Consider the following 13,407-nt stretch of genomic DNA (forward strand, 5'->3'; position numbering starts at 1 on the left):
GACGACCCCCTCACCCCCGCTGCCTCTCCTCCGGCAGCCGGGCCACGAAGTCCGCGACCGCCGCCTCGACCTCGGCCGCGGTCCACTCCAGTCCCGGGGAATCAACGGTGACCTCGGTCCAGCCCAGTCCCGGGCCGCCGCGCATCCAGCCGATGGGGAACAGCAGCGTCCCCGTCTCCTCGGCCTGCCGCACCGCCGCCTCCGCCAGGACGTCCGGCTCGTGGGTCAGCCACACCTGGAACTGGTGCGTGTGCGGCTCCTCGGGATGGACGCGTACCCAGGGCACCCCGGCCGCGGCGAACCCCTCGCGCATCGCCGCGGCGACCACGCGCGCGTGCCGCACGTACTCCGGCAGCCGGGGCAGCTCCCGCTCCAGCCCGACCAGCGCCGACAACGCCGTGGGGAACTGGTGGAAGACCATGCCGCCGTAACGGTGCCGCCAGGTCTTCGCCTCCTCCACCAGCGTCTTCGGGCCGGCCAGCGCCGCGCCCCCGAGCCCGTCGAGCGACTTGTAGAACGACACGTAGACGCTGTCGGCCAGACCCGCGATCTCGTCCAGGGGACGTCCGAAGTGGACGGTGGTCTCCCACAGGCGCGCGCCGTCGAAGTGCACCACCGCGTCACGCTCCCGGGCCGCCGCCACGACCTCGGTGAGCTCTTCCCAGGTGGGCAGCACGAAACCGGCGTCCCTGAGGGGCAGCTCCAGCATCAGGGCGCCGAAGGGCTCCTCGAAGTCGCGTATCTCCGCGGCCGTGGGAAGCCGGGGCTCGTCGGTCACCCGGACCGGGCGCAACCCGCTGACCTCGCTGAACGCATGCCGTTCGTGCACCTCGGGGTGGGCCAGCGCGTGCAGGGCCACGGCGGGGTTCCCGGTCCTGGCCGCCCAGCAGCGCAGGGCCACCTGCTGGGCCATCGTGCCGGTCGGGAAGAACGCGGCCGCCTCGGTGCCCAGCAGCGCGGCGACCCGTTCCTCGAGGGCGCCCACCACCCCGTCGCCGTACATGTCGGGCCACGCGTCCAGGTCGTACACGTCGGCAGCGGCCTCCTGCAGCCGCGTCAGATGCTCCCCGATCGTGGTCCGGAAGCCCGCGCGCGCCAGCAGGCGCGGCGCCTTCCGGAAGACGGCCGCGCGCCGCTCCCGCAACCGCTCCTGCACCGACTTCGTGCCGCCCTGCTCCGTGCCTTGCCGCGCGCCCCGCTCCGTGTCCTGCTCCGCCGTATCGCTCATGCCCGGATCATGGCGTGCCCCGTCCTGCCCGGGCACCCGATTTAACCGGTCCCGGGGAACGTGCGGAAGTCCACAGCCTGTGGACGACGGACCGGCCCTCGACCCGATAGCGTTAACATGACGAGAAATCGTCCGGTACCCAGAGCGGACTGGAACGGGAAGGCCGCCGTCGCGTGAGTACAGTCCACCAGCAAGACTCCAAGGACCGCCCCGCGCGGCTCACCGTCGGCGTCGTCGGCGCCGGCCGGGTGGGTCCCGCGCTCGCCGCGTCCCTCCAGCTCGCCGGGCACCGCCCGGTCGCCGTCTCCGCCGTCTCCGACACCTCCAGGCGGCGGGCCGCGCAGTTGCTGCCCGACGTGCCGGTGGTGCCACCGGCCGAGGTCCTCCAGCGGGCCGACCTGGTCCTGCTGACCGTCCCGGACGACACCCTGCCCGGCCTCGTCACGGGCCTCGCCGGGACCGGCGCGGTCCGTCCGGGACAACTGCTCGTGCACACCTCCGGGCGGTACGGCGCGAAGGTGCTGGACCCCGCCCTGCGCGCGGGCGCCCTGCCGCTGGCCCTGCACCCCGCGATGACGTTCACCGGCACTCCGGTCGACGTCCAGCGGCTCGCCGGCTGCTCATTCGGCGTCACCGCCCCTGAGCAGCTGCGTCTCGCCGCCGAGGCCCTCGTGATCGAGATGGGCGGCGAACCCGAGTGGATCGCCGAGGAGAACCGGGCGCTCTACCACACCGCCCTCGCCCTGGGCGCCAACCACCTGGTCACGCTGGTCGCCCAGTCCATGGAGCTGCTGCGCACGGCCGGCGTCGGGGCCCCCGACCGGATGCTGGGCCCGCTGCTCGGCGCCGCCCTGGACAACGCCCTGCGCTCCGGCGACGCGGCACTGACCGGGCCGGTCGCCCGCGGCGACGCGGGCACCGTCGCCGCGCACGTCGAGGAACTGCGCGCGTACGCCCCGCAGACCGTCGCCGGGTACCTGGCGATGGCCCGCGCCACCGCCGACCGGGCGCTCGCCCACGGTCTGCTGAAGCCGGAACTGGCCGAGGACCTCCTCGGGGTACTCGCGGACGGAGCCGCCGGGGCCACGGGGTCCGGCGGAGCCGACGGCACCGAGGGAGACGCCCGATGACCCGGTCCGGGACCGACACCGCGAAGCAGGGCCGCCCGGCGACGTGCGCGCCCGGGAACGGAGACCAGCGATGACCACCGCCCTGCTGAGCACCGCCGCCGAGCTGCACGCGCGCGTGCGCCGGGGCCGCCGTGCCGTCGTGATGACCATGGGCGCCCTGCACGAGGGCCACGCGACACTGATCCGCACCGCGCGGGACATCGCCGGGCCGGACGGCGAGGTCGTCGTCACCGTCTTCGTCAACCCGCTGCAGTTCGGCGCAGGCGAGGACCTCGACCGTTACCCGCGCACCCTCGACGCCGACCTGAAGCTCGCCGAGCAGTCCGGCGCGGACGCCGTGTTCGCTCCCGCCGTGGACGAGGTGTACCCGGGCGGCGAACCCCAGGTGCGCATCAGCGCGGGCCCCATGGGCGAGCGCCTGGAGGGCGGCTCCCGCCCCGGGCACTTCGACGGCATGCTCACCGTCGTCGCCAAGCTGCTGCACCTCACCCGCCCCGACGTCGCCCTGTACGGCCAGAAGGACGCCCAGCAGCTGGCCCTGATCCGCCGCATGGTGCGGGACCTGAACTTCGGCGTGGAGATCGTCGGCGTACCGACGGTGCGGGAGGACGACGGCCTGGCCCTGTCCAGCCGCAACCGCTACCTCTCGCCCCAGGAACGGCGCACGGCCCTCGCCCTGTCCGAGGCCCTGTTCGCGGGCCGTGACCGGCACGCCGCACAGGAGGCGCTGCGCGCGCGTGCCCTCGAGGTGCCCGCCACGCACGCCCGTGCGGAGGCGCTCAGCGCCATAGGGGAGTCCCGCGCGGCTGCCGACGCGCACGCCGTCGCCAAGGCGGCCCCCGGAGGTCCGGCGGCCGTTCGCGCGGCGGCCCGACTGGTGCTCGACGAGGCCGCCCGTCTCGACCCGCCGCTGGAACTGGACTACCTCGCGCTGGTCGACCCGTCCGACTTCACCGAGATCGGCGACGACTTCACCGGCGAAGCCGTCCTCGCGGTCGCCGCCCGGGTCGGGACGACCCGGCTGATCGACAACATCCCGCTCACCTTCGGAACCCTCGGAGCCGCCTCGTGACCAGCACAGGCACCAGCACAGGCATACGCCCGCCCGTCGCCCACCACCACCCTCAAGCGGGAGCGCTTCGCGCTCGCCCCCGCCTGTTCGCGCCCGCCCCCGGTTGGTCCATCTCCGCGGACGTCGTGGTCGTCGGCTCCGGCGTGGCCGGCCTCACCGCGGCCCTGCGCTGCGAGGCGGCGGGCCTGACGACGGTCGTGGTCACCAAGGCCCGCCTCGACGACGGCTCCACCCGCTGGGCGCAGGGCGGCATCGCCGCGGCCCTCGGCGAGGGCGACACCCCCGAACAGCACCTGGACGACACCCTGGTCGCGGGCGCGGGCCTGTGCGACGAGGAGGCCGTCCGGATCCTCGTCACCGAGGGCCCGGGCGCGGTACGGCGGCTGATCTCCACCGGGGCCCGCTTCGACACCGACGACGAAGGCGACATCCACCTCACCCGCGAGGGCGGCCACCACCGGCGCCGGATCGCGCACGCGGGCGGCGACGCCACCGGTGCGGAGGTCTCCCGGGCGCTCGTGGAGGCCGTGCACGCGCGCGGGGTGCGCACGATCGAGAACGCGCTCGTACTGGACCTGCTGACCGACGCCGAGGGCCGTACGGCCGGTGTCACGCTGCACGTGATGGGCGAGGGCCAGCACGACGGCGTGGGCGCCGTGCACGCCCCCGCCGTCGTCCTCGCGACCGGTGGCATGGGCCAGGTGTTCTCCGCGACCACCAACCCGTCGGTGTCCACCGGCGACGGCGTGGCGCTGGCGCTGCGCGCGGGTGCGGAGGTCTCCGACCTGGAGTTCGTGCAGTTCCACCCGACCGTGCTGTTCCTCGGCCCGGAGGCGGAGGGGCAGCAGCCGCTCGTCTCCGAGGCGGTGCGCGGCGAGGGCGCCCACCTGGTCGACGGCGACGGCGTGCGCTTCATGGTCGGGCAGCACGAGCTGGCCGAGCTGGCGCCCCGGGACATCGTCGCCAAGGGCATCCTGCGGCGGATGATCGAGCAGGACGCCGAGCACATGTACCTCGACGCCCGGCACTTCGGCGCCGACATGTGGGAGCACCGCTTCCCGACGATCCTGGCCGCGTGCCGCGCGAACGGCATCGACCCGGTCACCGAGCCCATCCCGATCGCCCCGGCCGCCCACTACGCCTCCGGGGGCGTGCGCACCGACTCCCACGGCCGGACCACCGTGCCGGGCCTGTACGCGTGCGGCGAGGTCGCCTGCACCGGTGTGCACGGCGCCAACCGGCTCGCCTCCAACTCCCTCCTGGAAGGTCTCGTCTACGCCGAGCGCATCGCCGCCGACATCGCGGCCGGCCATGGCGCGGAGGGCGCGCACGCGCGCGTGCCCGAGCCCGTCCCGGAGCCGGAGCGGCCGGCCCACCCCCTGCTCGCCGCCGAGGCCCGCTTCGCCATCCAGCGGATCATGACCGAGGGCGCGGGCGTACTGCGCTCCGCGGAGTCCCTCGCCAGGGCCGCCGACCAGCTCCAGCGGCTGCACTCCGAGGCCCGGGAGGCCCTCGACGAGAACGGCAAGACCGCCGAGCCCGGCGTCGACACGTGGGAGGCCACCAACCTCCTGTGCGTGGCACGCGTCCTGGTCGCCGCCGCGCTGCTGCGCGAGGAGACCCGCGGCTGCCACTGGCGCGAGGACCGGGCCGACCGCGACGACGCGAACTGGCGCCGCCACATCGTCGTACGGCTGAATCCCGACCGGACGCTGGCCGTGGACACCACCGACACCGCAGACTTCCCCCCGACCCGGCAGCACCGTCCCCAGGAGCAGTGACAGCAGTGAGTACCGACGACCTTCCCCTCGCCCCGGCCGGAGGCTGCGGCGACGGCTGCGCCTGCGGCGCGGACACGGACGCGGAGTACCTGGAGTGCGGGCTCGACCCCGCGCTCGCCGAGCTCCTGGCCGACGCGGGACTCGACCCCGTGGAGGTCGAGGACATCGCCAACGTGGCCATCCAGGAGGACCTCGCGCACGGCGTGGACGTGACCACGGTCGCGACCATCCCCGAGGACGCGGTGGCCACCGCCGACTTCACCGCCCGCGAGGCCGGCGTGGTGGCGGGCCTCAGGGTCGCCGAGGCCGTCGTATCCGTGGTCTGCACGGACGAGTTCGAGGTCGAGCGGCACGTCGACGACGGCGACCGGGTGGCGGCCGGGCAGAAGCTGCTGTCGGTCACCACGCGCACGCGCGACCTGCTGACCGCGGAGCGCAGCGCCCTGAACATCCTGTGCCGCCTGTCGGGCATCGCGACCGCCACGCGCGCGTGGGCGGACGTGCTGGAGGGCACCAAGGCGAAGGTGCGGGACACCCGCAAGACCACGCCGGGCCTCAGGGCGCTGGAGAAGTTCGCGGTGCGGTGCGGCGGGGGCGTCAACCACCGCATGTCGCTGTCGGACGCGGCGCTGGTGAAGGACAACCACGTCGTCGCCGCGGGCGGCATCGCGCAGGCCTTCAAGGCCGTACGGGAGGCGTTCCCCGACCTGGCGATCGAGGTCGAGGTGGACACCCTGCACCAGCTGCGCGAGGTAGTCGACGCGGGCGCCGACCTCATCCTCCTGGACAACTTCACGCCGATGGAGTGCGCGGAGGCCGTGGGGATCGTCGACGGGCGGGCGCTGCTGGAGGCGTCGGGCCGGCTCACCCTGGACAACGCGCGGGCGTACGCGGCCACCGGCGTCGACTTCCTCGCCGTGGGGGCCCTGACCCACTCCTCGCCGATCCTGGACATCGGCCTGGACCTGCGCGAGGCGGAGTAGGGCGATGCTCCTCACGATCGACGTCGGCAACACGCACACGGTCCTCGGTCTGTTCGACGGCGAGGACATCGTCGAGCACTGGCGGATCTCCACGGACGCGCGCCGCACGGCGGACGAGCTGGCGGTGCTGCTGCAGGGCCTGATGGGCATGCACCCGCTGCTCGGCGACGAGCTCGGGGACGGCATCGACGGGATCGCGATCTGCGCGACCGTGCCGTCCGTGCTGCACGAGCTGCGCGAGGTGACGCGGCGCTACTACGGCGACGTACCCGCGGTGCTGGTGGAGCCCGGGGTGAAGACGGGGGTGCCGATCCTCACCGACAACCCCAAGGAGGTCGGCGCCGACCGGATCATCAACGCGGTGGCGGCGGTCGAGCTCTACGGCGGGCCGGCCATCGTCGTGGACTTCGGCACGGCGACGACGTTCGACGCGGTGTCCGCTCGTGGGGAGTACGTGGGCGGGGTCATCGCGCCGGGCATCGAGATCTCGGTCGAGGCGCTCGGCGTCAAGGGCGCACAGCTGCGCAAGATCGAGGTGGCCCGGCCGCGGAGCGTGATCGGCAAGAACACGGTCGAGGCGATGCAGGCCGGGATCGTGTTCGGGTTCGCGGGCCAGGTCGACGGGGTGGTCAGCCGGATGGCGCGGGAACTGGCGGACGACCCGGACGAGGTGACCGTGATCGCGACGGGTGGGCTGGCGCCCATGGTCCTCGGCGAGTCCTCGGTGATCGACGAACACGAGCCGTGGCTGACGCTGGTGGGGCTGCGGTTGGTGTACGAACGCAACGTGTCCCGCCTCTGACACGGGCCGGCGGGGCGGCTTTCCTCGCCTCCGCCGCCCCTCCCGTCCCGAGGGGAACCCCCTGGGGGCTGTGCCCCAGGGCCCGGCTGGGCGGTCGGCCCGGCAGCTCGCGGGGCTCGGGACGCCGCCCTGGTCGCGCCCGGCTGGGTCGTGCCCGGCTGGGTCGTGCCCCAGGCCCCGACGGGGCTGCTGCACCTGTGCCCCGCCGAGGGGACCCGGGCCCGGCGCCGCACCCGGCCAGGGACCCACGTGGGTGGCGCGGCCGCGCCACACCAGCCTCTTGTGTCTGTTTTGTCTGATTAGCGCGTATCGTCGGCGTATGCCCACGCCCTACGGATCCCGCGGCGGCATGGCGTTCGGTGCGGAGGAGCTGCGTGTGCTCCGCCGCGCTCTCGCTCTCGCCCTTCACCCCGGCCCGGCCTCGGCCGAGGATGTTCAGGACTGCCTCCGGCTTGCCGGGCAGCTCGACGAGGCGATGCGCGAGGGCGCCCGGCTGCGCGCCTTCCTGGTGGCCGACCTGGCCCGGTACCGTGCCGCGCTGCCCGGCACGGCCGCCGGCTACCTCGCGCTCCTGCGGGAGGCCCTGGACGCCGGACACCGTCCGCTGCCCGACGACCTGGCCGCACTGGGGGCGCTGCGCGGGAACCCGATGGCGGCCGCACTGCTGGAGCGGACCGCGGCGGTCGTCCCGGCCTGCCGCACACCACTGCAGGCCCTCCCCGGCGGCCGGTCCGCGTCCGGCGGCGACGGTGGCGAGAAGCCCGCCGAGAAGCCCGCCGAGAAGCCCGAGGAGAGGCCCACCCGCAGACCCGCGGAGCGACCGGCCGGCGAGCCCGCCGCGCCCCGGCCGTCCCGGCCCATCCCGACCCCGGGCGAGGTCTTCCCGCGCCGCAAGCCGGCCCCGCCGTCCGAAGACCCGTCCCGGCGGCTCGCCGCCGTCTGAGCGCACCCCTGCCGCTCCGGGTGAAGGCCCGTGGCTACCCTGGAGGCATGGACTACGTCTCCGCGCTCGTTCCCCCGGTCGTCATGGCCGTCTTCTTCATCGGTGTGGTCAGGGTGATCGTGAAGACCCAGGGCGGCGCCGCCAAGGCCAAGGAGGACGCGGCCGTCGACGCCGTGCTCGCGTCCGCCGAAGGGGCCCGGCCGACCTCCGCCGGCACCGACGCCTGAGGCGCGCCCCGCGAGGAGCGCTGCCGTCCGGCACGGGGTGCGTGCCCTTTTTGTCCATGTTCATCGCGGAAAGTGGACGTTGGGCACGCCATTGGCGGGATCTCCCACTATTGTCTGAGCTGTGCCTCGCCCATTGGGAGAACTCGAAGACGCGGTCATGACGCGGGTGTGGAAGTGGAACCGCCCGGTGACCGTTCGAGAAGTCCTGGAAGACCTTCAGCAGGAACGGTCCATCGCGTACACCACGGTCATGACCGTTTTGGACAATCTCCATCAGAAGGGCTGGGTGCGCCGCGAAGCGGAAGGCCGGGCCTATCGATATGAGGCCGTCTCCACCCGGGCCGCCTACGCCGCCGCCCTGATGAACGACGCCTGGTCGCAGAGCGACAACCCGGCCGCGGCTCTCGTGGCGTTCTTCGGGATGATGAGCGACGAGCAGCGCCAGGCCCTCAGTGACGCCGTACGCATCGTCCAGGGGCCCGCGGATAGCGCTCCGGGGGATACCGGCCCCCATACCGCCCCCGATACGGACGGCGAGAACCCCGGCTCGGCACAGGAGCGCCGCGGGCGATAGCGTCCGCTCATGTCAGCAGAGCGCCCCGAAGTCACCGCAAAAGCCATCACCGTCCGGCGGGCGAGGACCAGCGATGTCCCGGTCGTGCGCCGTCTCCTCGACGCGTACGTCCGTGACCGCATCCTGCTCGACAAAGCGACCGTGACGCTTTACGAGGACATCCAGGAGTTCTGGGTCGCGGAACGCGACGACAACGCCGAGGTCGTCGGCTGCGGCGCACTGCACGTGATGTGGGAAGACCTCGCGGAAGTGCGCACTCTCGCCGTGAAGCCCGGTCTGAAGGGCGCCGGCGTCGGCCACCAGTTGCTGGAGAAGTTGCTTCACACCGCCCGCTGGCTCGGCGTTCGCCGCGTTTTCTGTCTGACCTTCGAAGTCGACTTCTTCGGGAAGCACGGCTTCGTGGAGATCGGGGAGACACCCGTCGACACCGATGTCTACGCGGAGCTGTTGCGTTCCTATGACGAGGGCGTCGCGGAGTTCCTGGGTCTCGAACGAGTGAAACCGAACACCTTGGGCAACAGCAGGATGCTTCTGCATCTGTGATCATCGGCCATTGCCGGCTGCTCCCTATGTCCGAAACGCGCATGTTTCCCGCCCGGTCCGGCCCCCTGAGTCTCTGCCAGGGGTTTGTGTTTTTCCGGCAAAAGCGGTTTGCTTTCCGACGTACTGCAGTACTGCATATAACAGGGGGCGGCGAAACGGCGGACGCCGCACACCCCGGCCCTAACGTTATCGATGAAAGGAAATCCGGTGGCACAGAAGGTTCAGGTCCTTCTTGTCGACGACCTCGACGGCGGCGAGGCGGACGAGACCGTGACGTTCGCGCTGGACGGCAAGACGTACGAGATCGATCTCACCACTTCCAATGCGGACAAGCTGCGCGGACTTCTCGAGCCCTATGTGAAGGGTGGTCGTCGTACCGGAGGCCGTTCCGCGGGCGGGCGCGGAAAGGCCCGCGCCGCTTCCGGCGGCAGCCAGGACACCGCGCAGATCCGCGCCTGGGCCAAGGAGAACGGCTACGAGGTCAATGACCGCGGCCGTGTTCCCGCGACCATCCGCGAGGCCTACGAGGAAGCCAACCGCTGAGCGCTCACGCGCCGCAGCCGGACCCGGTGACAGTGCGCCGCCACCGTGTCCACCAGTCGTACGAGATCGGGGGCGCCCACACCGCCCCCAAGGGCCGCGAGCGTCGGCAGCGACGACTCGACGTCGCGTCCCGGCTCGGGGGGCCGCAGCCATACGGCGGCCCCCCGCAAGGCGGCCTCCCGCGGTCCGCCCCGGACGGCGGGAGCATCCCAGCCGCCCACGGGAAGCGGCCGCACCCCGGTGGGGACCGGCTCCAGGGGCGCGGGCGCCTCGATGTGCCCGTCCGCGCCCAGCGCCACCAGATCCAGGGCCAGCGAGCCCCACTCCAGCCACTCCAGCAGCCCCGGTAGCTCCTCCGCGCTGCCCGCGGCCACCAGCAGCCGCATCCGGTCGCCCTGCACGGCCACCGGAGAGCCCGGCGCCAGGCGCCCGAGCGCGGCCGTGCCCGCCTCGGCCGGCACGTCCAGGACGTCGAAGCGCAGACCGGTGACCAGCCGTACCGGAGAGCCGGGGACCGTGGCCCAGCCCAGTTCGTCCTCGTACCAGTGCCGGATTCCGGCCTCCGGGTCGAGCGGTCGACGAGGTAGGGGGATCATGGGAATCACGGGGGCAGTGCCAACCATGACAAGAGCAACAGCCGAAACGGCTCCGAGTTACGCTGGGTGTCAAGGCGACTGCGCGCAGTGCCCGAAAGGGGGCGCGCGGGAGGTGCGGGGGGACGCGGGGTTGTTCGCCCATAGCGGAGCGAACCGGTGCGCGCGGCATGGACTGTCAGCGCCTGCGGGTAAGACATCCCTAGTGGGAGGGGGCGACGCGCAGGACGGGGCTGTCTCACGTTCGCCATCGGCGTACTGGCGACAGGGGTAACTGCCTGGCCTGCGGGAACATCGTCTCGCACCATCAGGTTGGAGCAGATGTCGGCGTTCGGGGTCAGGAGGCCATCGACGGTGTCGGCAGTTGGAATGAGCGGTCCCCGCTTGCGGGACTAAGCTGCGGAAGGACAGGGAGGGGAAGTTCCCCCCACTGCCTGACCGCTCTGAGGAGCGATTAACGATGTTCGAGAGGTTCACCGACCGCGCGCGGCGGGTTGTCGTCCTGGCTCAGGAAGAAGCCCGGATGCTCAACCACAACTACATCGGCACCGAGCACATCCTCCTGGGCCTGATCCACGAGGGTGAGGGTGTCGCCGCCAAGGCCCTTGAGAGCCTCGGGATTTCGCTCGAGGCGGTCCGCCAGCAGGTGGAGGAGATCATCGGCCAGGGCCAGCAGGCCCCGTCCGGGCACATCCCCTTCACCCCCCGTGCCAAGAAGGTCCTGGAGCTGTCGCTCCGCGAGGCCCTTCAGCTGGGCCACAACTACATCGGCACGGAGCACATCCTGCTCGGCCTGATCCGCGAGGGCGAGGGCGTCGCCGCCCAGGTCCTCGTCAAGCTGGGCGCAGATCTCAACCGGGTGCGGCAGCAGGTCATCCAGCTGCTCTCCGGCTACCAGGGCAAGGAGACCGCCACCGCCGGCGGGCCTGCCGAGGGCACGCCCTCGACGTCCCTGGTCCTCGACCAGTTCGGCCGGAACCTCACCCAGGCCGCTCGTGAGTCCAAGCTCGACCCGGTCATCGGGCGCGAGAAGGAGATCGAGCGGGTCATGCAGGTGCTGTCCCGCCGTACCAAGAACAACCCGGTCCTGATCGGTGAGCCCGGCGTCGGCAAGACCGCCGTCGTCGAGGGCCTCGCCCAGGCCATCGTCAAGGGCGAGGTGCCCGAGACCCTCAAGGACAAGCACCTCTACACCCTGGACCTCGGCGCGCTGGTCGCCGGCTCCCGCTACCGCGGTGACTTCGAGGAGCGCCTGAAGAAGGTGCTGAAGGAGATCCGCACCCGCGGCGACATCATCCTGTTCATCGACGAGCTCCACACGCTGGTCGGTGCGGGCGCCGCCGAGGGCGCGATCGACGCCGCCTCGATCCTGAAGCCGATGCTGGCCCGCGGCGAACTCCAGACCATCGGTGCGACCACGCTGGACGAGTACCGCAAGCACCTGGAGAAGGACGCGGCCCTCGAGCGCCGCTTCCAGCCCATCCAGGTCGCCGAGCCGTCCCTGCCGCACACGATCGAGATCCTCAAGGGCCTGCGCGACCGGTACGAGGCGCACCACCGCGTCTCCATCACGGACGAGGCGCTGGTCCAGGCCGCCACCCTGGCCGACCGCTACATCTCGGACCGCTTCCTCCCCGACAAGGCGATCGACCTGATCGACGAGGCCGGCTCCCGGATGCGCATCCGCCGGATGACCGCGCCGCCGGACCTGCGCGAGTTCGACGAGAAGATCGCCGCCGTCCGCCGGGACAAGGAGTCCGCGATCGACTCGCAGGACTTCGAGAAGGCCGCCTCCCTGCGCGACAAGGAGAAGCAGCTCCTGGCCGCCAAGGCCAAGCGGGAGAAGGAGTGGAAGGCCGGCGACATGGACGTCGTCGCCGAGGTCGACGGCGAGCTGATCGCCGAAGTCCTCGCCACGGCCACCGGCATCCCGGTCTTCAAGCTCACGGAGGAGGAGTCCTCCCGCCTGCTGCGCATGGAGGAGGAGCTCCACAAGCGGGTCATCGGCCAGGACGACGCCGTCAAGGCGCTGTCCAAGGCGATCCGCCGCACCCGTGCCGGTCTGAAGGACCCGAAGCGTCCGGGTGGCTCGTTCATCTTCGCCGGCCCGTCCGGTGTCGGTAAGACGGAGCTGTCCAAGGCGCTCGCCGAGTTCCTCTTCGGCGACGAGGACGCGCTGATCTCCCTCGACATGTCGGAGTTCAGCGAGAAGCACACGGTGTCCCGGCTCTTCGGTTCGCCCCCCGGCTACGTGGGCTACGAAGAGGGCGGCCAGCTGACCGAGAAGGTCCGCCGCAAGCCGTTCTCGGTGGTCCTCTTCGACGAGGTCGAGAAGGCCCACCCGGACATCTTCAACAGCCTGCTGCAGATCCTGGAGGACGGTCGCCTGACCGACTCCCAGGGCCGGGTCGTGGACTTCAAGAACACGGTCATCATCATGACGACCAACCTCGGCACCCGGGACATCTCCAAGGGCTTCAACCTGGGCTTCGCGGCCTCGGGCGACACGAAGACCAACTACGAGCGCATGAAGAACAAGGTCTCGGACGAGCTCAAGCAGCACTTCCGCCCTGAGTTCCTCAACCGCGTCGACGACGTGGTGGTCTTCCCGCAGCTGACCCAGACCGACATCCTCCGGATCGTCGACCTGATGATCGGCAAGGTGGACGAGCGCCTGAAGGACCGGGACATGGGCATCGAGCTCTCCCAGTCCGCCAAGGAGCTGCTGTCCAAGAAGGGCTACGACCCCGTGCTGGGCGCCCGGCCGCTGCGCCGCACCATCCAGCGCGAGATCGAGGACTCCCTGTCGGAGAAGATCCTCTTCGGCGAGCTGCGCCCCGGCCACATCGTGGTCGTGGACACCGAGGGCGAGGGCGAGACCAAGACCTTCACCTTCCGCGGCGAGGAGAAGTCGGCCCTCCCGGACGTCCCGCCGATCGAGCAGGCCGCGGGTGGGGCTGGGCCCAACCTGAGCAAGGAGTAGGCCTC

At 71.9% G+C, this 13,407-nt stretch carries 13 protein-coding genes; 11 read left to right on the forward strand and 2 right to left on the reverse strand.

Translation table 11 applies throughout. The features are described 5' to 3' along the window. Positions 1–10: 10 nt before the first annotated feature. Entirely contained in the window at positions 11–1,228 is a 1,218-nt protein-coding gene (locus ACWC21_RS35500; RefSeq protein WP_450888062.1) for a threonine aldolase family protein, read from the reverse strand. A gap of 173 nt (positions 1,229–1,401) precedes the next feature. Here ACWC21_RS35500 and ACWC21_RS35505 point away from each other — a divergent pair, with 173 nt between their 5' ends. The 10 genes from ACWC21_RS35505 to ACWC21_RS35550 all read left to right on the forward strand — a co-directional run bounded on the left by ACWC21_RS35505 (position 1,402) and on the right by ACWC21_RS35550 (position 9,826). Continuing rightward, positions 1,402–2,358 carry a Rossmann-like and DUF2520 domain-containing protein gene (locus tag ACWC21_RS35505; RefSeq protein WP_450888064.1) on the forward strand — a complete coding sequence of 319 codons (957 nt, stop codon included), beginning with the start codon at positions 1,402–1,404 and terminating at the stop codon, positions 2,356–2,358. A gap of 70 nt (positions 2,359–2,428) precedes the next feature. Further along, entirely contained in the window at positions 2,429–3,430 is a 1,002-nt protein-coding gene (gene panC / locus ACWC21_RS35510) for a pantoate--beta-alanine ligase (protein ID WP_450888066.1), read from the forward strand. Positions 3,431–3,453: 23 nt separating this feature from the next. Further along, complete coding sequence (locus ACWC21_RS35515) at positions 3,454–5,211, forward strand: L-aspartate oxidase (protein WP_450888128.1); 1,758 nt, start codon at positions 3,454–3,456, stop codon at positions 5,209–5,211. A 5-nt stretch (positions 5,212–5,216) separates the two neighbouring features. Further along, entirely contained in the window at positions 5,217–6,194 is a 978-nt protein-coding gene (gene nadC / locus ACWC21_RS35520; protein ID WP_450888068.1) for a carboxylating nicotinate-nucleotide diphosphorylase, read from the forward strand. 4 nt (positions 6,195–6,198) lie between these two features. After that, entirely contained in the window at positions 6,199–6,996 is a 798-nt protein-coding gene (locus ACWC21_RS35525; protein WP_450888070.1) for a type III pantothenate kinase, read from the forward strand. Positions 6,997–7,315: 319 nt separating this feature from the next. Beyond that, entirely contained in the window at positions 7,316–7,939 is a 624-nt protein-coding gene (locus ACWC21_RS35530) for a hypothetical protein (protein ID WP_450888072.1), read from the forward strand. 47 nt (positions 7,940–7,986) lie between these two features. Next, positions 7,987–8,166 (forward strand): hypothetical protein, encoded by a 180-nt coding sequence (locus ACWC21_RS35535; protein ID WP_450888073.1) that lies wholly within the window; start codon positions 7,987–7,989, stop codon positions 8,164–8,166. 157 nt (positions 8,167–8,323) lie between these two features. Continuing rightward, positions 8,324–8,740: a BlaI/MecI/CopY family transcriptional regulator gene (locus ACWC21_RS35540; protein ID WP_450888075.1), complete on the forward strand. Its 417-nt coding sequence runs from the start codon at positions 8,324–8,326 to the stop codon at positions 8,738–8,740. A 9-nt stretch (positions 8,741–8,749) separates the two neighbouring features. Next, positions 8,750–9,283: an amino-acid N-acetyltransferase gene (locus ACWC21_RS35545; RefSeq protein ID WP_388805269.1), complete on the forward strand. Its 534-nt coding sequence runs from the start codon at positions 8,750–8,752 to the stop codon at positions 9,281–9,283. Between the two features lie 207 nt (positions 9,284–9,490). After that, entirely contained in the window at positions 9,491–9,826 is a 336-nt protein-coding gene (locus ACWC21_RS35550; protein ID WP_388805272.1) for a histone-like nucleoid-structuring protein Lsr2, read from the forward strand. Here ACWC21_RS35550 and ACWC21_RS35555 read toward each other — a convergent pair. Then, positions 9,805–10,422 carry an SCO3374 family protein gene (locus tag ACWC21_RS35555; RefSeq protein ID WP_450888077.1) on the reverse strand — a complete coding sequence of 206 codons (618 nt, stop codon included), beginning with the start codon at positions 10,420–10,422 and terminating at the stop codon, positions 9,805–9,807. The genes ACWC21_RS35550 and ACWC21_RS35555 overlap by 22 nt on opposite strands. A 457-nt stretch (positions 10,423–10,879) precedes the next feature. Here ACWC21_RS35555 and ACWC21_RS35560 point away from each other — a divergent pair, with 457 nt between their 5' ends. Further along, positions 10,880–13,402, forward strand: a complete 2,523-nt coding sequence (locus tag ACWC21_RS35560; protein WP_388805277.1) for an ATP-dependent Clp protease ATP-binding subunit — start codon at positions 10,880–10,882, stop codon at positions 13,400–13,402. The last annotated feature ends 5 nt before the right edge of the window (positions 13,403–13,407 follow it).

The sequence above is a fragment of the Streptomyces sp. NPDC001348 genome, from assembly GCF_053597535.1.